This window comes from Dactylosporangium sp. NPDC051541 (genome assembly GCF_044454505.1).
Lineage (GTDB): Bacteria > Actinomycetota > Actinomycetes > Mycobacteriales > Micromonosporaceae > Dactylosporangium.
This window is the reverse complement of record NZ_JBITDU010000004.1, coordinates 651,041-673,323: the sequence shown is the minus strand read 5'-3', so window position 1 is coordinate 673,323 and position 22,283 is coordinate 651,041. Positions and strand designations below refer to the sequence as shown.

Here is a 22,283-nt window from a genome sequence, read left to right as displayed (position 1 = left end):
GAACCTGCGACCCATGGATTAGGAAGTAGCCGTTGCCTGCGCACCGGGCCCCGGCCGCATCGAGGAAGACCGTAGCAAAGCGGCCCACGGCGGCGCCTCCCAATTTCTTGACATTAGTTGCGGCCGATGCTGTGCTTTGCGGCAGCACGTTACATTCTTGTTTCATTTGTTACAGACCGGAGACGCAGATGCAGCGAAAGGTCTTAGCCCTGGTGGCGGCGCTGGCCGCGGCCGGTGCCGGGCTCACCGGGGCGACCGGCGCGCAGGCGAGCACGGCGCCCTCGGCGCGGGTCTGGGTGACGACGATCGACCGGGCCGAGCTGATGCACGAGCGGGCCGCGGTGCCGTTCACGGACCAGCACAGTGACCTGACGACGATCACGGTCGACCCGAGCCGGACCTACCAGAGCATGGACGGCTTCGGCGCGTCGATCACCGACTCGTCGGCGGCCGTGCTGTACCGGCTCTCCCCGGCCGTGCGGGCCGACGCGATGCGGGCCCTGTTCGACCCGGCCAAGGGCGTCGGCGTGAGCTTCCTGCGCCAGCCGATCGGCGCGTCGGACTTCACGGCGCAGCCCGAGCATTACACGTACGACGACATGCCTCCGGGGCAGACGGACTACTTCCTCAGCCGCTTCAGCATCGCCCACGACCAGGCGCAGATCCTGCCGCTGCTGCGCGAGGCGAAGCGGCTCAACCCGAAGCTGAAGGTCATGGCGACGCCGTGGAGCCCGCCGGCCTGGATGAAGACCAGTGACTCCCTCGCGAGTGGCGAGCTCAAGGACGATCCGCGGGTGTACGCCGCCTACGCGCTCTACCTCACGCGGTTCGTGCTCGCCTACACGGCCGCGGGTGTCCCGGTCGATTTCATCACCGTGCAGAACGAGCCGCAGAACCGCGACGCCGGCGGCGGCCCGGTGATGGGCCTGAACACCACCCAGGCCGGCAAGGTCATCGACATCCTGGGGCCGCTGCTGCGCCTGGTCAGCCCGCGCACGAAGATCCTCGGCTACGACCACAACTGGGCCACCCACCCCAACGACATCGCCAACACCCCGCCCGGGCAGGACCCGGAGGCCGACTACCCGTACAAGCTGCTGCAGAACCCGGCCTCGCGCTGGGTCGCGGGCACCGCCTACCACTGCTACTACGGCGACCCGAGCGCGATGACCGCGCTGCACAACGCGTACCCCGACAAGGACATCTGGTTCACCGAGTGCTCCGGCTCGCACGGCGCCGGCGACACCCCGGCCCAGTACTTCACCGACACCCTCAAGTGGCACGCCCGCACGATCACCGTCGGCGTCACCCGCAACTGGGCCAAGTCGGCGGTCACCTGGAACCTGGCCCTGGACTCGACCGGCGGCCCGCACCTCGGCGGCTGCGGCACCTGCACGGGCCTGATCACCGTCCAGCCCGACGGTTCGTACACCACCGACGCCGAGTACTACACGATCGGCCACCTGTCCAAGTTCGTCCAGCCCGGCGCGGTCCGCATCGCCAGCACCAGCTTCGGCAATCCGGCCTGGAACGGCGAGGTGACCGACGTGGCCTTCCGCAACCCGGACGGCTCCACGGTGCTGGTCGCGCACAACGAGAACGACGCGCCGCGGACGTTCACCGTCGCCGTCGGCGGCCGCTCGTTCGACTACACCCTGCCCGGCGGCTCGCTCGCCACGTTCACCTGGCCGAAGAGCAAGGTGCTCGAGGACGGGCTCAAGCTGCAGTCCCTGGCCGGGGCGACCGCCACGTCGTCGCCGGCGAGCCCGGACGCCGCCCTGGCCGTCGACGAGGACGGCACGACCCGCTGGTCCAGCGGCGCGGCGCAGACGCCCGGGCAGTACCTCCAGATCGATCTCGGCTCGGCCCGCACGTTCCGCCGGGTCGCGATCGACAGCGGTGCGAGCGTCGGCGACTTCGCCCGCGGCTGGCAGCTGTCGACCAGCACCGACGGCACCCACTGGACGACCGTCGCGCAGGGCGCCGGCACCGGCCAGCTGACCAATGTGGACGTTCGCCCCACCCGGGCCCGGTACGTGCGGGTCACCTCGACCGCGACGGCCGGGAACTGGTGGAGCCTCGCCGATATCCGTCTGTACAACTAGCGAAGGAGCACCGCCATGCGCCTCCGTCTGCTGGCGATGAGCACGGCCGCCACCGTGCTCGTCGCCGGCGTGGCCTACCTGGTCACGCAGCCGAACGCCGCACTCGCCGCCACGTCGGCGAACGTGTGGCTGACCACCCCCGACCGCGCCAATCTCCTCTCCCAAAAAGCGGCTGTCCCATTTGGTACTGCCGGCAGCGGTGCGGTCATCAGCGTGAACCCGAACACCACGTACCAGTCCATGGTCGGCTTCGGCGCCTCGCTGACCGACTCCAGCGCCTACCTCATCTACAACTCCTCGGCCCGCAACACGATCATGAACAACCTGTTCAGCCCGTCGTCCGGGATCGGCCTGGACTGGCTGCGGCAGCCGTTCGGCGCGTCGGACTTCGCCCGGAGCTTCTACAGCTACGACGACGGCAGCGCCGACCCGAGCCTGTCGCGGTTCTCCGTCGCGCACGACCAGGCCTACATCCTGCCGCTGCTCACCCAGGCCAAGTCGATCAACCCGGCCGTGCAGGTGATGGGTGTGCCGTGGAGCGCGCCGGGCTGGATGAAGACCAACGGCAACCTGGTCGGCGGCTCCCTCGCCACCAACTATGAGGGCGCGTTCGGCGACTACCTGGTCAAGTCGATCCAGGCGTACCAGGCGGCCGGGGTGCCGGTGCAGTACCTGTCCATCCAGAACGAGCCGCAGTTCTCCCCGCCCGGCTACCCGGGCATGCTCATGCCGGCCGACCAGCAGGCCCGGATCATCAACTCCCTGGCCCCGAAGCTGTCCGCGGCCGGCCTGAACACGAAGATCCTGGCCTGGGACCACAACTGGGACAACACGTCGTTCCCGCAGCAGGTCCTCGCGAGCGCCGGGAACAACGTGGCCGGCACGGCCTGGCACTGCTACGGGGGCACGCCGAGCGGGCAGTCGACGGTCCACAACGCCTACCCGAACAAGGACATCTTCTTCACCGAGTGCTCCGGCACCGAGTCCGGCAACACGTTCGCCGACTCGCTGCTGTGGCAGGGCCGCAACCTGGCCGTCGGGGCGACGCGCAACTGGGCGAAGACGGTGACGACCTGGAACATGGCCCTCGACCAGAACCACGGCCCGGTCATCGGCTCCTGCACCAACTGCATGGGCGTCGTGACCGTCAACGGCGGCAGCGTCACCTACAATGCCGAGTACTACGTGCTCGGGCACCTGGCGAAGTTCGTGAAGCCGGGCGCGGTGCGCATCGACTCGACGAACCAGGGCCAGGGCGGCATCGAGAACGTCGCCTTCCGCAACCCCGACGGCTCGATCGTGCTCGTCGCCGTCAACTCCGGCGGGGCCCAGAACTTCCAGGTCTCCTTCGGCGGCTCGTCGTTCGGCTACAACCTCCCGGCCGGCGCGATGGCCACGTTCACCTGGCCGGGCGGCACGGTCACGCCGACGTCGAACCCGCCCACGACCGGCGGTGGCGGCACCCAGCCGAGCACCAGCGCGTGGTACCAGGTGATCAACTCGAACAGCGGCAAGTGCCTGGACGACGCCGGCTGGGGTACCGCCAACGGCACGGCCCTGCAGCAGTGGTCGTGCAGCAGCCCGGCCGCGACCAACCAGCAGTGGCAGTTCCGCTCCGCCGGCGGCGGCTACTACCAGGTGGTCAACCGCTACGCGACCGGCCTGTCCTGGGACGTCAACGGCGGCACCGGCGCGACCGGTGACGGCGCGCAGGTCCACCTGTGGGCCTACGGCGGGGCCACCAACCAGCAGTGGCAGGCCGTCGACAACGGCAACGGCACCTACCGGTTCGTCGCCCGTAACAGCGGCAAGTGCCTGGACGTGAAGGACGTGTCCACCGCCGACGGCGCGCAGCTGCAGCAGTGGGCCTGCACCGGTGGCCCGGCCCAGACGTTCCGCCTGGTCCAGCAGTCGTAAACCGATCAGTTTCACCGACGGGGGCCTCCCACCGGGGGCCCTCGTCGCGGTCTCAGCGCCGCTCGGGCACGTCGAGCAGGATGTCGGCGAGGGCCCGGTGGACCCGCGACACCCGCGGCGGGGCGGCGTCGACGGTGAGCTCCAGCAGCGGCCCGAGCCCGAGCTGGGCCGCCGGCACGTCGTGGAGCTCGATTTCGAGCCGCTCGCCGGTCATCCGCCATCCGCGCACCGCGGACTCGACGCGCTCCCGGGCCCCGTTGGCCACCTCGTGCGGCTCCCGCTCCCACGGGCCGCGCGTGAACCGCAGGACGGTGCCGGACTCCCCGGGCCCCTCGGCGAGCGTCAGCGTCATGACGTCATCGACGAACTCGTAATGCGTGTACGACATCCGCACAACGCGTAACTCTATAGGCCGGCCACCACAGCCGTCGTCAGCCGACCGGCGCTTGTGCTTCGCCGCGGCATCGGGTGCGGCCGGGGCCGGCGGGTGTGTGGACGGCAGCTGTGGTCGGTGCGGGCGTGGCGCCGGTCGCGGGCCGTGGTGCGGCCGGCGCCACTCCGCCTGTCGTGCCGTCCCCCGCGGCCACAGAGGGAGGTCACCTGGCTGCCGGTGAGCTTGTGCGATCGCGTGCTTCGCTTCCGGTACCACCAGTGTTGCCATCACGCGCGGCACGCACCGCCGAAATTCCCCGGAAGCCACCCGATCGATGTCGTGTTTGGGCCGTCGAGCCGAAGGGCATCAATGCAGCGTCGGAAAAACAAAGACTTTGAGGAGGAGCAGTGACTGTCACCGGAATCATCACGGCGCTCATCGTCGGTCTGATCGTCGGTGCGCTGGGACGGCTGGTGGTTCCCGGCCGGCAGGGCATGTCGATCCTGGTCACCATGGTCGTCGGCGTCATCGCGGCGCTGCTGGGCACGGTGCTGGCCAACGCGATCGGCATCTCCACCGACACCCCGGGTGTCGACTGGGGCGAGCTGCTGGTCCAGGTCCTGCTCGCGGCGGTCGGCGTGGCGCTTGTCGCCGGCCTGAGCGGTCGCGGCCGTCGGGCTCTGTAACCCGAGCACTCAGCAACCTCACGAACCCCGGCCCGGGTGGGCCGGGGTTCGTTGCGTCTTGCGTACAGTTCGGCTCCATGGCCATCGTCCCGCCGCAGTGTGTCCCGCTCGACCTGGGCGACCTGGTGCTGCGCGCACCCGTCCTCGCCGACGTGCCCGCGATCACCGCGGCGTTCACCGACCCGGCACTGCAGCTGTGGAGCCCACCGGCGGCGGTGACCGTCGAGGAGTGGATCGAGGAGCGGGCCGACTGGTCGCCGGGCCGGCGGGTCGGCTGGGTGGTGAGTGACCCGTCGGGCGGCCCGGTGCTGGGCTCGGTCTCGGTGCGGGTCGACACCGCCGCCGACAACGGCATGATCGGCTACTGGACGGCCCCGCCGGCCCGCGGCCGCGGCGTCGCCACCCGGTCGGTGCGGGCGGCGGCCCGGTTCGCCTTCGACGTCGTCGGGCTGCACCGCATCGAGCTGGCCCACGCGGTCGAGAACGCGGCGTCGTGCCGGGTCGCGGAGGTGGCCGGCTTCACGCTCGAGGGCACACTGCGGGAGGCGTACCTCTACGGCGACGGCCGGCGCCACGACGAGCACCTGCACGCGCGGCTACGCAACGATCCGCTGTAGCCGCGGCATTCGTTTCGCGGCCGCGGCTGCGGCTGCGGCAGTCGTTGGGGGGCCGCAGTTACAGCTTTGGCAGTCGTTGGGGGGCCGCGGCCACAGTTGCGGCAGTCGTTGGGCGGGCGCAGTTATAGTTTTGGCAGTCGTTGGGCGGCACGCAGTACCCCCGAAAAGACATCACCCCGGGCGGCCAGCCGCGCACCGATGGTTCTGATCGTGAACCCGTCCGGCCGCAGCGCCGAGTCGTCGAGCTCGTCCCAGGCGATCGGGGCGCTCACCGGCGCACCGGGCGCGGGCCGGGGGCTGTAGGGCGCGACGAGCGTCTTGTTCACCGCGTTCTGGGTGAAGTCGAGCCGGGCCCGGCCGCCGCGTTCGGCCTTCTCCCAGGCCCAGCTGACGAGCTCGGGCACGACCGCCCCGACGGACCGGGACAGCCGCTCCACCCAGGCCCGGGTCTCCGCGAATCCGGGCCCGCGCTCGACCGGCACCCACACCTGGATCCCGCGCCGCCCGCTGACCTTGGCGAACGCCTCGACGCCGAGGTGCTCGAACGCGGTGCGGTGCAGCCGGGCCAGCAGCACCAGGTCCTCCCAGCCGGTGCCGGTCCCCGGGTCGAGGTCGATCAGCGCGTATGACGGCAGGTCCGGCCGGTCCACCTTGGACGTCCACGGATGCCATTCGAGCCCGCCGTAGTTGGCCGCCCAGACGAGCGCGGCGGGCTCGTCGGCGACGAGGTACTCGGTGCCGGACCCGGGCTCGGTCCACCGCGGCAGCCATTCGGGCGCGTGCGCGGGCAGCGCCTTCTGCCAGAACCCTTTCGTGTCCGCCCCGCCCGGGAACCGGTGCAGGTTGAGCGCCCGCCCGGCGAGGTACGGCTGGAGGGTCGGCGCGATCTCCGCCGTGTATCGCAGCAGCTCCCGCTTCGTGACGGGCTCCTCACCGGGGAGCCCGGGGAACAGTACTTTGCTCAGGTTGGTGACGCGCAGCGACCGCCCGAACACCTCCCAGGTGCCGTTCTCCTTGATGGCGTCGAGGCCCTCGGTGTCGGCCTCGATGGTGGGCGTCCTGGATCGCGCGGGCACCGCGGCCTCGGCCGCGGGCAGATCCGACCGCCAGAACCACTCGGGGTCCGCCTTGACCTCGTCGCTCGTACGTCCACTGAGGACAGACAGCGGACAGGCCCCCGCGTCCCACCCGTCGACCGCGAACTCGTCCCGCTTCTTGAGCAGCAGCCACTCGTCCCGCCGGGTCCGCACGATGACAAACTTCCCGCGCAACTTCTCCCCGTGCAGCTCGATGTGCAACTCGCCCCGGCCCACCGCCGCCGCCGGGTCCGCGTCCTTGTACGGCACCCAACGCCCGGCATCCCAGACGATCACATCCCCGCCCCCGTACGTCCCGGCCGGGATCACACCTTCGAACGCGACGTACTCCATCGGATGGTCGTCAACCTGAAACGCGGCTCGCCGCACCTTGGGGTCGAGCGAGGGCCCTTTGGGCACAGCCCAACTGACCAGCACCCCACCGACCTCGAGCCGGAAGTCGTAGTGCAGCCGGCGAGCCCGATGCAACTGCACAACAAACCGCAACGACCCCATACCCCCAGTGTCGCAAGCCGAGTTCCTCCCCAAACCTGCATATTCTGGACAAATGCGATTTCGGGGGTACTGCGAGTGAAGCGCATTCCGGCACCACGACCACTGCTGCGGGCCATGTCAGCCGCAGTCCTAGCCGCAGTCCTAGCCGCAATCCCCTCCGCAGCCAGAGCTCAAGCCGCCGTTCCAGCCGCAACTCCAGTCGTGGCCGCACCTCCCGCCCAAGCCCAGGCCGCCGTGCTAGCAGCAGCTCCAGCCGCAACCCCGACGCAGGCCGCCCCGCCTCCTATGTCCACTCCACCGTCCCCGCCGAGTGTGTCCGACTGGCTGGACGTCCAAGCAAGCGCAGCCCACGCGGGCTACCAGCCGAATGCCGGCCTACAGGCACCTCCAAGAACCCAAGCCTGGTCAACCCCGGCCCACCCGAGCCGAGCCCCGATAGTGGTGGACGGCTCGATGTACTACCCAGAGTCCACAACACTCACCCGCCGCTCAATCGCCGGCCACCCCCAGCCCTTGGCCCCGTCCGCCCAAGCAGCTTTCTGGATAGGCCAACCGGTAAGCGACGGCAACACCATTTACGCCATCTTCTTCGACAAGTACGGCCAGGGCGAACTAAGAGCCCTAACCCTGACCGGCGAAGCCCGCTGGACGCGAAAAATCCCGGGGGCAAACACGGGCGACAACACAGCAACAGCCAACGGCCAGGTCCTGACCACAACGGGCCAACACTGCAAGTACACCTGCGCCACCTCCGAAATCCACTCCTACTCAACCGCCACCGGCACCCCAACCTGGCACCACTCCATCGACGGCGACGCCACCTTCGACCGCCCCACGATCACCAAAACAAGAGTCCTCTGGCCAACCACAACCCCAGCCGTCCAACCCCCCACCGACGCCACCCCTGCTGTCGCCACTCCCACCGTTGCCACTCCCACGTTCGCCATGCCCGCCGTCGCCACCCACACGGTCGCCACTCCCACCTTCGCCACTCCCACCTTCGCCATGCCGACCGTCGCCACTCCCACCTTCAACGTTCGGGAAGCGAACGCAACCCCACCCGGCTGGCGCCTAACCGCGCTAGAAGCCACCACAGGCGCCGAAGCCTGGCACGCAACCGGCAACGGCAACCTCCAATCCACCGCCGCCGACACCACCACCGTCTACACAGCCACCACCTCAAGCACCCAGCCCAACACCGCACCCACCTCCACCGCCGCGCAGACCACCACCGCCGCCCAGACCACCACCGCTGTGTACACCGCCGCGCAGACCACCACCGCCACCAGCGCAGCCAACGTCCACGACGTCCCCGGCGCCGCAGCCAACTCCACCGCCGCGTACACCACTGCCTCCGAGCAGGCCATCACCGAACAGACCACCATCGCCACTACAACCGGCACCAGCGGCGGCACTGGCACCGGCACCGGCACCGGCAGTCTCAACGGCACCGCGACCGACGACAGCGCCGGCGCGCGCACCGCCAAAGGCCAGCTCTGCGCCCGCGACCTCACCGACGGCACGATCCGCTGGTGCCGCACCGACCGCACCTACGACACCGTCGCGGTAGACCCCACCTCCGTGTACGTCACGTCCTCCGACCACCTCCTAGCCTTGGACCCCACCGACGGCCACCTCCGCTGGGAAGCCCCAATCGGCGCCGCCCCAGTCCACCCGCCCGTAATCGCCGACGGCATGGTCCTCCTCCATCACAGCACCACCAAGAACCACAGCCAGTCCGAGAACCCCAGCACCGCCGCAAGCCCCGGCACCGCCGAGCACCAGGACACCGCCGAGAACCAAAGCACAAGCGAGCACCCCAGCACCGCCGACACCCGGACCAGTGCCGACAACCCGAGCACCACCCAAAGCCCCCGCCCGGCCTGCAACTCCAGCGCGGCCCAGAATCAAGGCACCGCCGCCGACCGAGGCGCCACCGCGAATGAATGCACCGCCGAGAACCAAGGCACCGCCGAGAACCAAGGCACCGCCGCCCTGGGCGAGCAGTCCGCCCTCCTAGTCCTGTCGGCGAGGGACGGCCACCGCCTCAGCGAGACCACCCTAGGCCCCGGCCTCCCCGGCATGCTCGCCGTGGCGGCCGGCCACGTCTTCGCCGTGCACGACTACACCGGCCTGGTCGCAGTAACTCCATAATCAGCACCTCCCCACACACCTTCATCGGAACGAACCCCCCTTTCGGTTCACGCCAGGCCGGCCAATTCGAAAGAAATCTCAAGCCGGAGCAACCCGCCGAGCCGCCGTCTCGGCTCGGACCGGACTGGCCCGGCTGCTCTTGATCAGCGCCTGCAGCGCCACCGCCGCCGTGGGAGACAGGTCGGTCGCGGACAGGTCGTCGGCGAGGATCCCGGCGTCCTCCAGGTCGTGGCGTCCGGCCAGCACGGTCACCTCGACGTGCGGGGTGCGGCCGGTGACGTCGGGCAGGGTGCCGCGCCAGTGATGGTGGAGCCGGTCGGTGTATTCGATGCCGGCCTCCTCCGCCAGTGCCCGCCGCGCGGCCTCCTCCGTCAGGCCGCGCTGCTCGGTGAGGGAGCCGTCGTCGCCGGGCTGGATGCGGGCGACCGGCAACGCCCACTGGCCGGGTTCGAACGCGGTGGTGGGGGAGCGGCGACGGAGCAGTACCGCACCGGCCGGGTCCACCAGCAGGGCCATTGCCAGCCGGAGGGGTGGTCCGGCCGGATCGGGCGCCGTCAGCCGGCCGAGCCCGGTCATGACCCGGTGCCGGAGGATCGCGAGCTGGCCCCGGCAGCGGCTCGGCGGGCCGTCGGGCGGTGGCACGGCGGTGCCGAGGCCGACCAGCTCACCGGGGCGGAACTGGTCGCGGGTCAGGTCGAGCTCGGAGCCGTCGGGCAGACGGTTCCAGTAGTGGTGGCCGGTCGGGGTGCCGCCGGACGTGACCCGGCCGAGGAGCAGGTCACCGCCCAGGACCTCGCGGACGATCATGGCGGTCACGCCGCACTGACCGCGGGACGGGTTGCCGGGGTGCCAGTCGGCCAGGTCGATCGGGTCGCAGGTTTCGGGACCCCAGGAGCGCAGCAGCAAGGGGAGCAGCATGGCCGCATCATGCCGGACGGGTACGACAAAAAACGCATTCCCGCAGGTCAAAGCCCTGCAACCAGACATATCCCCCGTCGGGGTATAAATCCGATATGTCGCGGCGCAAAGCGCCCGACATATCGTGCCCCAAGCGCGGTCAAGTGATCGTTGCGCTATGTGGCCTCGATCAGGGTGTTCGGCCCGAGTCAGCGTCGCACCATGCCACCACCGCGCTCAAACGCCCGAAGAGATCATCCCTCGGCGTGCCACCGTGCGAACAGCGCCAGCTTCGAAGAGGCCCGCTCCGCGACCGCCTCGGTCAACCCGTTGACCGAGGTGAAGAACGTGAGCGCCGCCATCACATCGCCGCACTCCTCGATGAGCCGGGCCCGAAGGTCCGTGCCGTCGTAATACTGCGACCGCCCCGACGCCCCGACCACCTTCGCCAGGATCTGGATCAGCTCGCCGGCCTCCTCGGCCAGTTTGGCCAGCCCCGGCCACGAAGCCGAGCCTATCTCATACGGCCCGGCCGGCCCGAAGTCGTGATCTTCCACGGGGAACCAGCCTAACGGTCAGCTTCCCAGCACCCGCAGCGTCACCGCGGCCAGCCCGGCCAGGATCTCCACGAAGTGGCTGGAGTGCAGGCCCGCCGACTGCACGGCCACGTCGTGCGCGCGGCCGCCGGCGGTCAGGGCGCCGCCGTCGTGGTAGGACTCGTAGGGCGTGTTGCGTACCGGCGTCACCGCGAACGAGAACAGGTCCTCCGACTCGGTCCGGGTGTACTGCCGCCGGAAGCGGTCGCGCATCGTCTGGAAACCGGTCCCGTCGCCGCCGTGCGGCTGGGGGAGCACCGACGCGGACGTGTCGTCGGCGAACCGCACGGTCCAGCCGGCCGCCTGCCGCTCGGCCGCCTTGGCCGCGACCGTCGCCTGGACCTGCTCGATCTGCTCCTCGCTCATGCCCTGGGCCCGCATCCGCGCGATCCGGGCCGCGTGCTGGCCGGGGACCAGCTCACCCGGCTCCAGGGCCGGGCCGGCGACGCCCCGTTCCCGCATCCGTTTGCGGATGGCGTTGCCCAGGAAACCGGTCGCTTCCGGGCCGAGCAGGTCCAGGGGGCCGATCGAGTCGACGGGGTGGCGGAGGTACGCGCCCAGCAGGTCGGGCGGCACCGCGGCCAGGCCCTGCGGGTGGCCGACGGGCACGGGCGGCAGCGCGAACAGGTCGGGCGGGCCGAGGTCGCCGGGCTGCTGCCGGAAGCGTCCGAACATGAGCCCATCATGGGGCCCGGACCGGTCGGCGTCCGTTGTCTGACGTACGCCTGACAGGATGGGGTGCATGGACGCCGACCCGCTCCGCTCGGCCGTCGAGCAGGCGCCCCTGATCCTGCTCGTCGCCGAGGGCTCGCAGCTGCGGATCGTCGACGTCAGCCGGGTGACGCGCCTGATGCTCGGCGACCGGGAGGTGGCCGGCCGTCCGCTGCGCGAGGCCCTCGCCGACCTGGCCGGGCAGGGCTGGGTCGACCTCTACGAGCAGGTCTACCGCACGGGCATCCCCGTCACCGGTCAGCAGTGGCGGGCGCACATCACGCTGCCCGACGGCACGATCCGGGAGTTGTTCGCCGATTTCAGCATCTCACCGTGGCTGGAGCCGGACGGCACGGTCCGCGGCGTGATCGGCGGCGGCACCGACGTCACCGGCATCGTCGAGGCGCGACTGGAGGCCGAGCGACAGACCGAGGAGATTCGGCAGCGGTACCTCCACGCGCGCGACATCGTCGATACGCTCCAACAGGCTTTGCTGCCCCGCGGCCTGCCGCTGCTGCCGAGGGCCCGGGTGGCCGCCAGCTACCTGCTGGCCGGCGCGGACACGGCGGCCGGCGGCGACTGGTTCGACGCGATACCGCGCGTGGACGGCACCCTCGCGCTGGTCGTCGGCGACGTCGTCGGGCACGGCGTGACCGCGTCCGGGGTGATGGGCCAGCTGCGGGCCGTGCTCCAGGACCGCCTCGACGACGGCGCCGGACCGGCGCAGGCCCTCGCGGCGGCCGACCGGTTCGCCCGCCGGGTGCCCGCGGCCCGGGCCGCGACCGTGTGCGTCGCGGTCCTGGACACCTCCACGGGTACCGTCGCCTACTGCACGGCCGGCCACCCGCCCCCGCTGCTCGTCACGGCCGCGGGTGAACCGCGCTTCCTGACCCCGTCCGGCGCGGGCCCCCTCGGCACGAGCGGCGGGCTGCCCGAGGCGAGCGCCGTCCTGGGGGAGGGCGACGTGCTGCTGTTGTACTCCGACGGCATCATCGAACGCCCCGGCCGCACGGTCGTCGAGGCGTCCGAGGAGCTGGCCCGGGTCGCGGCCGACTCCGTCGCCGGCCGGGCCCTGCACGCGCCCGAGGCGACCCCGGCCGAGCGGGCCTGCACGCAGACGGTCGAGCTGCTCGTGCGGGGCACCGGATACGCCGACGACATCACGCTCCTCGCGGCCGAGCGCACCGCGGCGGCCGAGTCGATGCACACCCGCTTCCCGGCCGACCTGACCCGCCTCGGCGCGCTGCGCAAGACGTTCGGCGCCTGGCTGGAGGCGATCGGCGTGACCGACGAGGACGCGTTCGCGCTGCAGCACGCCGTGGGGGAGCTGGCGACGAACGCGGTCGAGCACGCTCCTTCCGGGGGTACCGTCGACGTCGGAGCCCGCCTCGCCCCCACCGGCACCGCCGAGGTCACGGTCGCCGGCCCGGGTCCCTGGCGGGAGCCGCGGCGGGTCTCCGAGCGCGGGCGGGGCCTGGCCCTCTCGACGCAGCTCGTCGACGATCTGCGCCTCGACCGGTCCGCCGACGGTACCGTCGCAACGCTCCGCCACCACGTCACCCGCCCCGCGGCCCTGCTCGCACACGCCGTGCCCGGGCCGATCCACCCACCGAGGGAGTCAGCGGATTTGTCCATCGTGGACAGTGAGCAGGAGGCTGGCGTCGTCATCGCCGGCCCGGTCGACGCCGCGACCGCCGGGCGGCTGCAGCACGAACTCCTGTATCGGTCGCGCGGCGGTACAGTACCGCTGCGGGCTGATCTTTCGGCAGTGACGCACCTGGCCAGTGCGGGTGTCGCGGCGCTGCACGCGGTCGTGGCCCGGCACCGGGCGCACGGCACGGAGCTCACGCTCGTGGCCCCGCCCGGCAGCCCGGCCCGGCACGTGCTGGCCCTCGTCGCCCTGCCGCACACGTGATCCCGCCGACGCTGCGCCGCCATGTGACGTCGGTGTGGGGCGAGGCCGGCACCCGCTGGCTGGCGACCCTGCCCGAGACGCTGGACCGGATCGCCGCGGACTGGGAGCTGACCGTCGGCGCGCCGTTCGACCTGACGTTCCACTACGTCACCGCGGTCACCACCGCCGACGGCGCCCCCGGCGTCCTCAAGCTCGGCGTGCCGGAGGGCGACTCACTGCGCGAGGAGTCCCGGGCGCTCGCGGCGTTCGGCGGGCAGGGGGCAGTACACCTGCGGCGGTCGGATCTCGACCGCGGCGCCCTGCTGCTGGAGCGGGCCGTTCCCGGTGTACGGGCCCGGGACGTGCCGGACGTCGAGGCGACCGCGGCCCTGGCCGGGGCGATGCGGGACCTGCACCGCCCCGGTGACGTGCTGCCGGACCTGGTGGGGCAGGCGGACGCGTTCGACGAGTACCTGGCCCGGTTCCCGGACGGCGGCGGCCCGCTCCCGGCCGACCTGGTCGTGACCGCGGGCGGGCTGATGCGGGAGCTGTGCGCGTCGGCCCCGGCCCGGGTGCTGCTGCACGGCGACCTGCACCACGACAACCTGCTGTCGGCGGACCGGGCACCGTGGCTCGCGATCGACCCGCACGGCGTGAGCGGCGACCCCGGCTACGAGATCGGCTCGTGGCTGTTCAACCCCGACCCCGACAACCGCGACCCGGCCCTGCTGGCCCTGGTGCCGGCCCGCCTGGAGCAGCTCGCCGACCTCACCGGCCAGCCGCTGGACCGCCTGGTCGCGTGGGGTTTCGTGAAGGCCGTCCTGTCCGACGTGTGGTCGGTCGAGGCGTGGCACCCGGGCGACGAGCGCGCCCCGGACAGCCGCGCCCTCGACGTCGCCCAGCTGCTGTGGCCACAGGTCAGCCGCCGGGCGTGACGATCGTCTTCCCGCGCAACGTTCCCGCTTCAGCCTCCAGGTGTACCGCCGGGAGCTCGGCCAGCCCCCGCACGCCCGCGATGTCGAGGTCGAGCGCACCGCCGTCGACGAGCGCCACCAGCTGGGCGAGGTCGGCCGGACGGTTGCGCACGACGAAGTGCACGGCCGGCGCCGGGAACGGGTTCGTCACCGAGACCAGGACACCGCCGGGCCGCACGAGCGCGGCCAGGTCATCGCCGGTCGGCACGAGGTTGAGCACGACGTCGAAGCGCGCGTCGGGGAGCCCGAGGCTGTAGTCGTGCACGGCCGCGGCCCCGAACCGCCGCACCGTGTCGGCACTGCGAGCACTGGCCGTGGCCGTGACCCGCGCCCCCGCCCGGCGGCCCAGCTGCACCGCGAACCCGCCGATCCCGCCACCGGCCCCGTTCACGAACAGCTCCGCCCCCCGCAGGTCCCGCCCGGTGTGCTCGAACAGCGCCTGCCAGGCCGTGACCCCCGCGACCGGCAGCGCCGCCGCATGCGCCAGTGGCACACTGACCGGCGCGGGGACGAGCAGCGCCGGATCGGCCACCGCGTACTCGGCCGCCGCACCCCCGTCGACCCGCCCGACCACCGCCTGCCCGGCGGCGAGGTTCCCGGCCCCGTGCACGACGGTCCCGGCCAGGTCCCACCCCGGCGTGTAGGGCAGCGCCAGCTCGAACACACCACGGAGCCACCCGTTGCGCAGCCCGACCTCGGAGGGGTTGAACGAGGTACCGGCCACCTTGACGAGCACCTGCCCGGCCGCCGGCACGGGAACCGGAATGTCGTCGAGCCGGAGCACGGACGCGTCACCGTACGAATGGATGCGTATCGCCTTCACCCGTCGACCGTAGAAGCCGCGCCGGTCCCGGCCCATGCTCAGGCGTCCCGCCCGCATACGATCGCGTCTCGATGGACGTACTCAGCGACGCCGTGACCGCCCTGCGCACCGGCCGCCCGGTAGCCAGTGCCCTGTCCTGGACGCCGCCGTTCGGCCAGCGTTTCGCGGCGGTCCCGGGCGCGGTCGGCATCCAGGTGGTCGTGCGCGGCGCGGCCTGGCTGCTACCCGACTCGGGCGCGCCGGGAGTGCGGCTCGGGGCGGGCGATGTGCTGCTCCTGTCGGACGGCCACGGGCACGCCCTGGCCGACTCCCCGACCACCCCACTGCAGCCGTGCACACCCGCGGCCGAACGCGCCGGCCTGGACGTTTCCCAGCCGACCTTGGTCGTCTGCGGCGCGTATGAGCTGGGCGACCTGCGCACCCACCCCCTCCTGCACCAGGTCCCAGCGTTGGTGCACCTGTCCGCCACCCCATCCGTGCAGCGCGTGGTCGAACTGCTGCTGGAGGAGCTGCGGCACGGCGCCCAACCGGACGGCATCGGCGTCACCGCGTTGCTGGACCTGCTGTTCCTGCACACGCTGCGGGCCTGGTTCGAGAAGGCGGAGCAGCCCGGCGCGCTCGGCGACCCCACCGTCCGAGCCGCCCTGGAGGCCATCCATCGAAGCCCGGAGGCACCATGGACGGTGGCGACGCTGGCCCGCGAGGGCGGCGTGTCCCGCTCGGCGCTGGCGAGACGCTTCACAACCCTGACCGGGGTGCCGCCACAGGCCTACCTGACGTGGTGGCGCCTGACGCTGGCCGCCAAACTCCTCCGCGAGTCAGACGCCCCGTTGCGCGTGGTCGCGAGGAGGGTCGGCTACGCGTCAGAGTTCGCCTTCGCCGCCGCCTTCAAACGCCACACCGGCACCGCCCCCGGTCGCTTCCGCACCACCTCGACAACGCTGAACCCAGTCGAGCGGCGCCTCCACAAGCTCGCACCGCCGGTCACGGCTGCTGGTCGGGCGCCCGCATCGGCACGATCAGGTATCGCAGCTCCGAACCGCCCGAGCGAACCTCCGTCGCCCGCAGCCCACCCTGAATCCCCAAGCTGACCACCTCCCCGGAGAACGCCTGCAACGCATCCGCGAGCAGCCGAGCCTGATAGGCCCGGACCGCCTGGCCCGACCGCACCACCGCCTTGACCGCCTCCTCCGACTCGCCGCGCAGCGGGTCGGCCGCCCGCACCAGCACCGCCCCCTCGATGGTCTGCAACGTGACCCGCCCGTGCTCGCCCGCGTAGGCCCCGGCGCGCTCGGCCGCCGCCCGCAACGCGTCCGCCTCCAGCTCCACCACGCACTCCGGTGCAACCTCGAGCAGCCGCTCGAACTGCGCGTCCGGGTAGGCGTCGCCCAACGTCGGCGTCACCACGCTCCCGCCCGCCCACGACAGCCCGAACACGTCCCCGCCGACATGCACCCCCACGCTCCCGGCCCGCCCGAGCACCGGCCCGATCCGCGCGAGCAGTGAAGCCGGCACGAGCGCCGCAAACGGTGCCGGGGAAGAGCAGGAAGCCAACGGAACGCTGGAAGCCGCCAGCCGGTATCGGTCGGTGGCCAGCAGCGACAGCCCGGCACCGGAGCCCCGCACCCGCACCCCGGTGAAGATCGGCAGCGCGTGCTCCCGCGATGCCGCACCCGCGACCGCCGTCGCGGCGGTGCGCACCAGCGCCCCGTCGACCCGCAACGTCTCGTCCGGCAGCGCGGTCACCGACGGCCAGGCGTCCCCGAGCACCGGCAGCGCGAACCGGCCACCCGGCACCTTCACCGCCAGCCGCGCCCCCTCAGCCACCAGCCGGGCCTCCGGCGACGGCAGCCCCGACACGGTGTCGGCCAGCCCCCGCCGCGACACCAGGACGTCCCCGGGCGTGTGCACGGTCGCCGGCACCGACACCCGCGCGGTCAGCATCCCGTCCGTGGCGGTCAGCGCGACCTCGTCACCGTCACCCCGGACCAGCACGGCCGCGTGCACGGGCTGCGGCGACCGGGCCGTGAGCAGGCGAACGATCAGCGCGGCGGCCTCGGCCAGCAGGCGGACCGGCGCGGTGACATCCAGGCGACTCGACATGCCAGCAACCTACTCCGGGGGTACGACAAAAACGCCTGACCAGCACAAACGCCGGTCAGCAGTGAGGTCAGCCGACCGACCGGAACGCCCGCAGCCGCAGACTGTTGGCCACCACGAACACCGACGACAACGCCATCGCCGCGCCCGCGAGCATCGGGTTGAGCAGCCCCAGCGCCGCGACCGGCAGCCCGACGACGTTGTAGGCGAACGCCCAGAACAAGTTGCCCCGGATCGTACGGTGGGTCGCCCGCGCCAGCCGGATCGCGTCGACGGCGGCCAGCAGATCCGCCCGCACGAGCGTCAAGTCGGCCGCTTCGATGGCCACGTCGGTGCCCGTGCCCATGGCGATCCCCAGATCGGCCTGTGCCAGCGCCGCGGCGTCGTTGACCCCGTCCCCGACCATGGCCACGACCCGCCCCTTGGCCTGCAGTTCCCGCACCGCGGCGACCTTGCCCTCGGGCCGCACCCCGGCGACGACGTCGTCGATGCCGACCTCGGCCGCGACGGCCCGCGCGACCTCGGGCGCGTCCCCGGTCAGCAGGATCGGCGCCAGACCGAGCCCCCGCAGCCGGTGTACCGCCTGAGCGCTGCCCGGCTTCACCGCGTCCTCGACCCGCAGCGTGCCCCGCACCCGCCCGCCCCAGGCGACGAGGATGCCCTCGAGGTCCGTGCCGACACCGTGCGATCGCAGCAGCTCCGCCCGCCCGACGAGCACGGAGCGCCCCTCGACGGTGCCGAGCACGCCCAGCCCGGGCACGTTCGCGAACCCGGTCACGTCCGTCGCCGGCAGCCCGCGCTCGGCCGCGGCCCGGGCCACCGCCCGCCCGACCGGATGCTCGGACGCGTGCTCGACGGCCGCCGCGACCCGCAGCACCTCGTCGGCGTCCTCGCCGGTCGCGGCCGTGACCTCGATGAGCGCGAGCCGGCCGGTGGTCACGGTCCCGGTCTTGTCCAGCACGATCGTGTCGACCCGCCGGGTGTGTTCGAGGGCCTCGGGGCCCTTGATGAGGACGCCCAGCTGCGCGCCCCGCCCGGTGCCGACCAGCAGCGCCGTCGGTGTGGCCAGCCCGAGTGCGCACGGGCAGGCGATGATGAGGACGGCGACGGCGGCCGTGAAGGCGGCGGCAGTACCCCCGCCGGCTCCTAACCGGAAACCCAGTGTCGCCACGGCGAGCGCGATCACCACCGGCACGAACACACCGGAAATGCGGTCCGCCAGCCGTTGTACGGCCGCCTTGCCGCTCTGGGCCTGCCGGACGAGCTCGGCCATCCGGGCCAGCTGGGTGTCGGCGCCGACCCGGGTGGCCCGCACGACGAGGCGCCCACCGACGTTGACCGTCGCCCCGGTCACCGCCGCGCCCGGCCCGACCTCGACCGGCACGGACTCGCCGGTGAGCAGGCTCAGGTCGACGGCCGAGCTGCCCTCCTCGACGACGCCGTCGGTGGCGATCTTCTCGCCGGGCCGGACCACGAACCGGTCGCCGGCCCGCAGCCGCGCGACCGGCTCCCGCTGTTCGCGCCCGTCCCGCAGCACGGCGACGTCCTTGGCACCGAGCTCGAGCACCATCCGCAGCGCCGAGCCGGCCCGCCGCTTGGCCCGGGCCTCGAAGTAGCGCCCGGTGAGCAGGAACAGCGTCACGCCGGCGGCCGCTTCGAGGTAGATGTCGCCGCTGCCGTCCGTGCGTTCGATGGCGAACGTGAACGGGTGGGTCATGCCCGGCTCGCCGGCCGTCCCGAAGAACAGTGCCCACAGGGACCATCCGAACGCGGCGAGCGTACCCACCGAAACCAGCGTGTCCATGGTGGCGGCGGCGTGCCGGAGGTTGACGAACGCGGCGCGGTGGAACGGCCAGCCGCCGTAGACCACGACGGGTGCCGCGAGGGTCAGCGAGGCCCACTGCCAGGACGTGAACTGCCACGCGGGCACCATCGCCAGCACAATCACCGGCACGGCGAGCACGGCCGTGATGAGCAGCCGCAGCCGCAGCGTGTCCAGCTCGTCCCGCGGCTGCTCGGCCCGGGCCGCCACGGCCGCGGTGTACCCGGTCTTCTCCACCGTGGCGACGAGGTCACCACTGCTGACGGTCGCCGGGTACTGCACGGTGGCCGTCTCGGTGGCGTAGTTGACGGTGGCGGTGACCCCGTCCATGCGGTTGAGCTTCTTCTCGATCCGCATCGCGCACGAGGCGCAGGTCATGCCCCCGATCGACAGTTCGATCCGCTGCACGGTCGTCACCTCCCCTCCACGGTGAACTCGGCGGTGTGCACCACTCCGCCGTGCTGAAAGTCCAGATAGAGCCGGTAGCGCCCGGCCGACGGCACCTCGGCCGTGAACCGCACCTCCGGCCCGGCCGGTCCTGCCTCGGGGTGCACGTGCAGGTAGGCCAGGTCGCCCTCGCGGAGCGCCACCAAATGCCCGTAGGCGCCGAGATACGGCTCGAGATCCGTCACCGGCACCCCACCCTTGGCGATCCGCAGCCCGAGACTAGACCCGGAACCGGCCCGCAGGTTTCCTTCGAGGCTGACGGTATACCCACCGTCAACGTCAGCTCTACGCTCAGCAGCCGGCAGCGGTACCGGCTGGTAGTCGCCGGCCACATTGACGTCGACGCCGAGCGTGAGCCCCTCGGCGCGCCCGGCCGGGACGAAGTCCGCGAACGCCCGGTACGGCCCGGGCCCGGCCACCCGCACCGGCGCGCTCCACACCCCGTCGGGGCCGCGGCTCGGATGGAGGTGCTGGAACCCGCTCAGGTCCCGCCGCACCACGATGAGGTGCAGCTCCTTGTCGTGCGCGGGCGTGTACGCGGTCGCCGGCCGCCCGTCCGGCCCGTCGATGCGGAACCGGAACGCGGCACCGTCCCGCAGCGTGTCGGCCAGCGGCACCAGCCGGTATCCGGCCTCGGCGACCTGCAGCCCGGCCGGCGGATGCCCGCTCTCGCCGTGTGTGTCCTGGTCGTCATCGTGGCCGCCCATGTCCCCGTGAGCCGGAGCCGGTGCGGCGGGTGCGACCGGCCCGGCCAGGTGCCCGGCGCCGTAGGCGGCCGTGAACACCACCGCCAGCCCGGCCGCGAACGCGCCGAGCTTGAGCCGGGAGTCGCGGACGGTGAACACGTCAGGCCGTCAGGGCGTAGCCGGCCTCGTCGACGGCGGCCCGCACCGACTCGACGTCGAGCGGCCGGTCGCTGGTCACGGTCACGGCCCCGGTCGGCAGGTCGATCCGGACGTCCGAGACCCCGTCGAGCGCCCGCAGCTCCCCGGTCACCGCGTTCACGCAGTGTTCGCAGGTCATCCCGGTCACCGTGTATGTCGTCAGCATCGCCACTCCCTTGTCCCAACTACCCCCTGGGGGTACCAGCCTACGCCACAATAAACCCCCTGGGGGTATCGACGTCAAGCGACCTGCGTCACCCGGCACTCGCGAACGAATTACACCGTTGTACTTGTGGATCTAGCCTTTGTGCTGGTCATACCCCGGGTTAGCCTCACTTTCGTGAAGGTCATCGGCGCCATGCAGACGGTCGCGGGCGACTGGCGCGTCGAGGTCGTCAGACATACGAGCGGTTCGCGGTGGTACCGGCTGGTGCACCACGACAACGTCGTCGACTTTCTGACCATCGGCCGGGTCGCGGAGCTGCTCGCGCAGGCCGGGGTCGACATGGGCGAGCTCAGCGAGGTCGAGGCGCCGATCACACGGGCCGGCTGACTGGATGCCAGGCGTTACGTTGTTGGGGTGTCCGATCCGCAGCAGCCAGGCTTCCTGACGCGCCTGCGCGCGAACCTGGCCGGGGAGCGGGACACCGCCTACCTGGAGGCGCTGCGCGCGGCCGGCCGGGTCGCCTACGACGAGATCCTCGCCGCCGACGAACTCCGCCAGCAGCTGCCCTCCCTGTGGACGGCGCCGCCGGCGGCCTCGAGCCAGCTCCTGGCCGCCTGGAACGCGTTCGTGCTGCAGACGCTCGGCGAGCGGTTCCTGGACGCGGACTACGAGGCCAGCCCGGCGACGGCCGGCTTCGTGCCACCGGTGACCTACGACCAGGCCGCGGCCTGGCTGCACGCGGTCGGCGACTGGGTGTCCCGGGCGCGGCAGGCCCGGGCCAACCCGGAGTACGACATCGCGATGCACACGGTCCTGCCCGCGCCGCTGCCCGCGTGGGCCGAGGTGAACGTCTGCCCGCCCGAGCACCTGACCGCCCTGCAGGCCGCCGTGGCCCCGGTCCGCGAACACGCCGAGGTGGCCGTGCACGCCCTGGTCCGCGTGGGCGTGCCACCGCAGTACGAATCCCTGGTCAACCGGGTCCGCCAGGACCTGGCCGCGGCCTCGGCCGCGGCCGACTACGCCGCGGGCCTGCGCACCGGCCGCCACCACCCGGGGCTGCACGAGCTCATCGAGCAGAACCTCAAACAGGCCCTGGAACTGTGGTTCAAGGTGGGCCAGCTGGCGGCGATGCCGTCGTTACTGGCCGGCCCCCGCTTCGACGTGTGGTGCATGACCGACCGGGCGACCCTGGTCCGCTGGAAACGCGACCCGGGCGCACACCACGCCCTCAACGAGATGTGGCGCACCGACCCCAACCCCGCCGCCACCCTCGCGATCCAGGCCCAGATCGAGGCCGCGCTGCAGACCGGCGACCTGTGGTACCACGTGCCCCAGGTCGGCGACACCTGCTACTTCGAGCCGCCGTTCTCCCCGCTGTACGAGGTCCGCCGCCCGGTCCGCATCTTCGGCGTGGCCCTGCGCCCGGGCACCCAGTTCGCCGTCCGCGGCGGCCGCAGCCGCGGCCTCGTACTGGGCCCGTTCCGCCCAACCCAGCAGGTCAACTACCGCCCCCGCTGAACCCGGT

Annotated in this window: 20 protein-coding genes; 10 read left to right on the top strand and 10 right to left on the bottom strand. The window is 72.1% G+C overall.

The features are described 5' to 3' along the window. Positions 1-188 precede the first annotated feature (188 nt). Complete coding sequence (locus tag ACIA8L_RS22625) at positions 189-2,105, top strand: discoidin domain-containing protein (protein ID WP_395907536.1); 1,917 nt, start codon at positions 189-191, stop codon at positions 2,103-2,105. Positions 2,106-2,120: 15 nt separating this feature from the next. Further along, complete coding sequence (locus tag ACIA8L_RS22620) at positions 2,121-4,022, top strand: RICIN domain-containing protein (protein ID WP_395907534.1); 1,902 nt, start codon at positions 2,121-2,123, stop codon at positions 4,020-4,022. A gap of 52 nt (positions 4,023-4,074) precedes the next feature. Here ACIA8L_RS22620 and ACIA8L_RS22615 read toward each other — a convergent pair whose 3' ends face one another. Continuing rightward, entirely contained in the window at positions 4,075-4,410 is a 336-nt protein-coding gene (locus ACIA8L_RS22615; protein WP_395907532.1) for a hypothetical protein, read from the bottom strand. 392 nt (positions 4,411-4,802) lie between these two features. Between ACIA8L_RS22615 and ACIA8L_RS22610 the strand changes: the two genes are divergently transcribed. After that, positions 4,803-5,081, top strand: a complete 279-nt coding sequence (locus ACIA8L_RS22610) for a GlsB/YeaQ/YmgE family stress response membrane protein (protein ID WP_395907530.1) — start codon at positions 4,803-4,805, stop codon at positions 5,079-5,081. A gap of 77 nt (positions 5,082-5,158) precedes the next feature. Then, complete coding sequence (locus ACIA8L_RS22605; RefSeq protein WP_395907528.1) at positions 5,159-5,698, top strand: GNAT family N-acetyltransferase; 540 nt, start codon at positions 5,159-5,161, stop codon at positions 5,696-5,698. 122 nt (positions 5,699-5,820) lie between these two features. Here the strand turns inward: ACIA8L_RS22605 and ACIA8L_RS22600 are convergent, their stop codons facing one another. Beyond that, a complete protein-coding gene (locus ACIA8L_RS22600; protein WP_395907526.1) occupies positions 5,821-7,290 on the bottom strand; it encodes a DNA polymerase ligase N-terminal domain-containing protein in 1,470 nt (489 codons plus the stop codon). Between the two features lie 513 nt (positions 7,291-7,803). Between ACIA8L_RS22600 and ACIA8L_RS22595 the strand changes: the two genes are divergently transcribed. After that, complete coding sequence (locus tag ACIA8L_RS22595) at positions 7,804-9,444, top strand: PQQ-binding-like beta-propeller repeat protein (protein WP_395907524.1); 1,641 nt, start codon at positions 7,804-7,806, stop codon at positions 9,442-9,444. 78 nt (positions 9,445-9,522) lie between these two features. Here ACIA8L_RS22595 and ACIA8L_RS22590 read toward each other — a convergent pair whose 3' ends face one another. The 3 genes from ACIA8L_RS22590 to ACIA8L_RS22580 all read right to left on the bottom strand — a co-directional run bounded on the left by ACIA8L_RS22590 (position 9,523) and on the right by ACIA8L_RS22580 (position 11,612). Then, the gene (locus ACIA8L_RS22590) at positions 9,523-10,362 is read right to left on the bottom strand and encodes an NUDIX domain-containing protein (protein WP_395907522.1); all 840 of its coding nucleotides are present in this window, start codon (positions 10,360-10,362) and stop codon (positions 9,523-9,525) included. A 233-nt stretch (positions 10,363-10,595) separates the two neighbouring features. Continuing rightward, on the bottom strand, positions 10,596-10,898 hold the full coding sequence (locus tag ACIA8L_RS22585) for a hypothetical protein (protein ID WP_395907520.1): 303 nt from the start codon (positions 10,896-10,898) through the stop codon (positions 10,596-10,598). A gap of 18 nt (positions 10,899-10,916) precedes the next feature. After that, a complete protein-coding gene (locus ACIA8L_RS22580) occupies positions 10,917-11,612 on the bottom strand; it encodes a hypothetical protein (RefSeq protein ID WP_395907518.1) in 696 nt (231 codons plus the stop codon). Between the two features lie 67 nt (positions 11,613-11,679). Here ACIA8L_RS22580 and ACIA8L_RS22575 point away from each other — a divergent pair, with 67 nt between their 5' ends. Continuing rightward, positions 11,680-13,563, top strand: coding sequence for a SpoIIE family protein phosphatase (locus tag ACIA8L_RS22575; protein ID WP_395907516.1), 1,884 nt, complete (start codon positions 11,680-11,682; stop codon positions 13,561-13,563). Beyond that, positions 13,560-14,477, top strand: a complete 918-nt coding sequence (locus ACIA8L_RS22570; protein WP_395907514.1) for an aminoglycoside phosphotransferase family protein — start codon at positions 13,560-13,562, stop codon at positions 14,475-14,477. Before ACIA8L_RS22575 ends, ACIA8L_RS22570 begins: the two co-directional genes overlap by 4 nt. Here the strand turns inward: ACIA8L_RS22570 and ACIA8L_RS22565 are convergent. Then, positions 14,461-15,339 carry an NADP-dependent oxidoreductase gene (locus ACIA8L_RS22565; protein WP_395907512.1) on the bottom strand — a complete coding sequence of 293 codons (879 nt, stop codon included), beginning with the start codon at positions 15,337-15,339 and terminating at the stop codon, positions 14,461-14,463. The two genes, ACIA8L_RS22570 and ACIA8L_RS22565, sit on opposite strands and share 17 nt — an antisense overlap. A 71-nt stretch (positions 15,340-15,410) precedes the next feature. Between ACIA8L_RS22565 and ACIA8L_RS22560 the strand changes: the two genes are divergently transcribed. Further along, a complete protein-coding gene (locus ACIA8L_RS22560) occupies positions 15,411-16,430 on the top strand; it encodes an AraC family transcriptional regulator (protein ID WP_395907510.1) in 1,020 nt (339 codons plus the stop codon). On the opposite strand, the gene ACIA8L_RS22555 is transcribed toward ACIA8L_RS22560, so the two are convergent. From ACIA8L_RS22555 to ACIA8L_RS22540, 4 genes are all read right to left on the bottom strand, one after another. Next, complete coding sequence (locus tag ACIA8L_RS22555; protein ID WP_395907509.1) at positions 16,324-17,442, bottom strand: hypothetical protein; 1,119 nt, start codon at positions 17,440-17,442, stop codon at positions 16,324-16,326. The genes ACIA8L_RS22560 and ACIA8L_RS22555 overlap by 107 nt on opposite strands. A 67-nt stretch (positions 17,443-17,509) precedes the next feature. Next, on the bottom strand, positions 17,510-19,639 hold the full coding sequence (locus tag ACIA8L_RS22550; RefSeq protein ID WP_395908061.1) for a heavy metal translocating P-type ATPase: 2,130 nt from the start codon (positions 19,637-19,639) through the stop codon (positions 17,510-17,512). A gap of 35 nt (positions 19,640-19,674) precedes the next feature. Further along, positions 19,675-20,553 (bottom strand): hypothetical protein, encoded by an 879-nt coding sequence (locus ACIA8L_RS22545; protein ID WP_395907507.1) that lies wholly within the window; start codon positions 20,551-20,553, stop codon positions 19,675-19,677. Between the two features lies 1 nt (position 20,554). Next, on the bottom strand, positions 20,555-20,758 hold the full coding sequence (locus tag ACIA8L_RS22540; RefSeq protein ID WP_395907505.1) for a heavy-metal-associated domain-containing protein: 204 nt from the start codon (positions 20,756-20,758) through the stop codon (positions 20,555-20,557). 174 nt (positions 20,759-20,932) lie between these two features. Between ACIA8L_RS22540 and ACIA8L_RS22535 the strand changes: the two genes are divergently transcribed. Both ACIA8L_RS22535 and ACIA8L_RS22530 read left to right on the top strand, forming a co-directional pair. Continuing rightward, positions 20,933-21,145, top strand: coding sequence for a hypothetical protein (locus ACIA8L_RS22535; RefSeq protein WP_395907503.1), 213 nt, complete (start codon positions 20,933-20,935; stop codon positions 21,143-21,145). A 27-nt stretch (positions 21,146-21,172) separates the two neighbouring features. Then, positions 21,173-22,276, top strand: a complete 1,104-nt coding sequence (locus ACIA8L_RS22530; protein ID WP_395907502.1) for a hypothetical protein — start codon at positions 21,173-21,175, stop codon at positions 22,274-22,276. Positions 22,277-22,283: the final 7 nt, after the last annotated feature.

Bases quoted from the DNA above. Each gene is read 5' to 3' on its own strand.
- ACIA8L_RS22625 (WP_395907536.1), top strand. From the start codon at position 189: ATGCAGCGAAAGGTCTTAGCCCTGGTGGCGGCGCTGGCCGCGGCCGGT.
- ACIA8L_RS22620 (WP_395907534.1), top strand. From the start codon at position 2,121: ATGCGCCTCCGTCTGCTGGCGATGAGCACGGCCGCCACCGTGCTCGTC.
- ACIA8L_RS22615 (WP_395907532.1), bottom strand. From the start codon at position 4,410: ATGTCGTACACGCATTACGAGTTCGTCGATGACGTCATGACGCTGACG.
- ACIA8L_RS22605 (WP_395907528.1), top strand. From the start codon at position 5,159: ATGGCCATCGTCCCGCCGCAGTGTGTCCCGCTCGACCTGGGCGACCTG.
- ACIA8L_RS22600 (WP_395907526.1), bottom strand. From the start codon at position 7,290: ATGGGGTCGTTGCGGTTTGTTGTGCAGTTGCATCGGGCTCGCCGGCTG.
- ACIA8L_RS22590 (WP_395907522.1), bottom strand. From the start codon at position 10,362: ATGCTGCTCCCCTTGCTGCTGCGCTCCTGGGGTCCCGAAACCTGCGAC.
- ACIA8L_RS22580 (WP_395907518.1), bottom strand. From the start codon at position 11,612: ATGTTCGGACGCTTCCGGCAGCAGCCCGGCGACCTCGGCCCGCCCGAC.
- ACIA8L_RS22575 (WP_395907516.1), top strand. From the start codon at position 11,680: ATGGACGCCGACCCGCTCCGCTCGGCCGTCGAGCAGGCGCCCCTGATC.
- ACIA8L_RS22560 (WP_395907510.1), top strand. From the start codon at position 15,411: ATGGACGTACTCAGCGACGCCGTGACCGCCCTGCGCACCGGCCGCCCG.
- ACIA8L_RS22555 (WP_395907509.1), bottom strand. From the start codon at position 17,442: ATGTCGAGTCGCCTGGATGTCACCGCGCCGGTCCGCCTGCTGGCCGAG.
- ACIA8L_RS22550 (WP_395908061.1), bottom strand. From the start codon at position 19,639: ATGACCTGCGCCTCGTGCGCGATGCGGATCGAGAAGAAGCTCAACCGC.
- ACIA8L_RS22540 (WP_395907505.1), bottom strand. From the start codon at position 20,758: ATGCTGACGACATACACGGTGACCGGGATGACCTGCGAACACTGCGTG.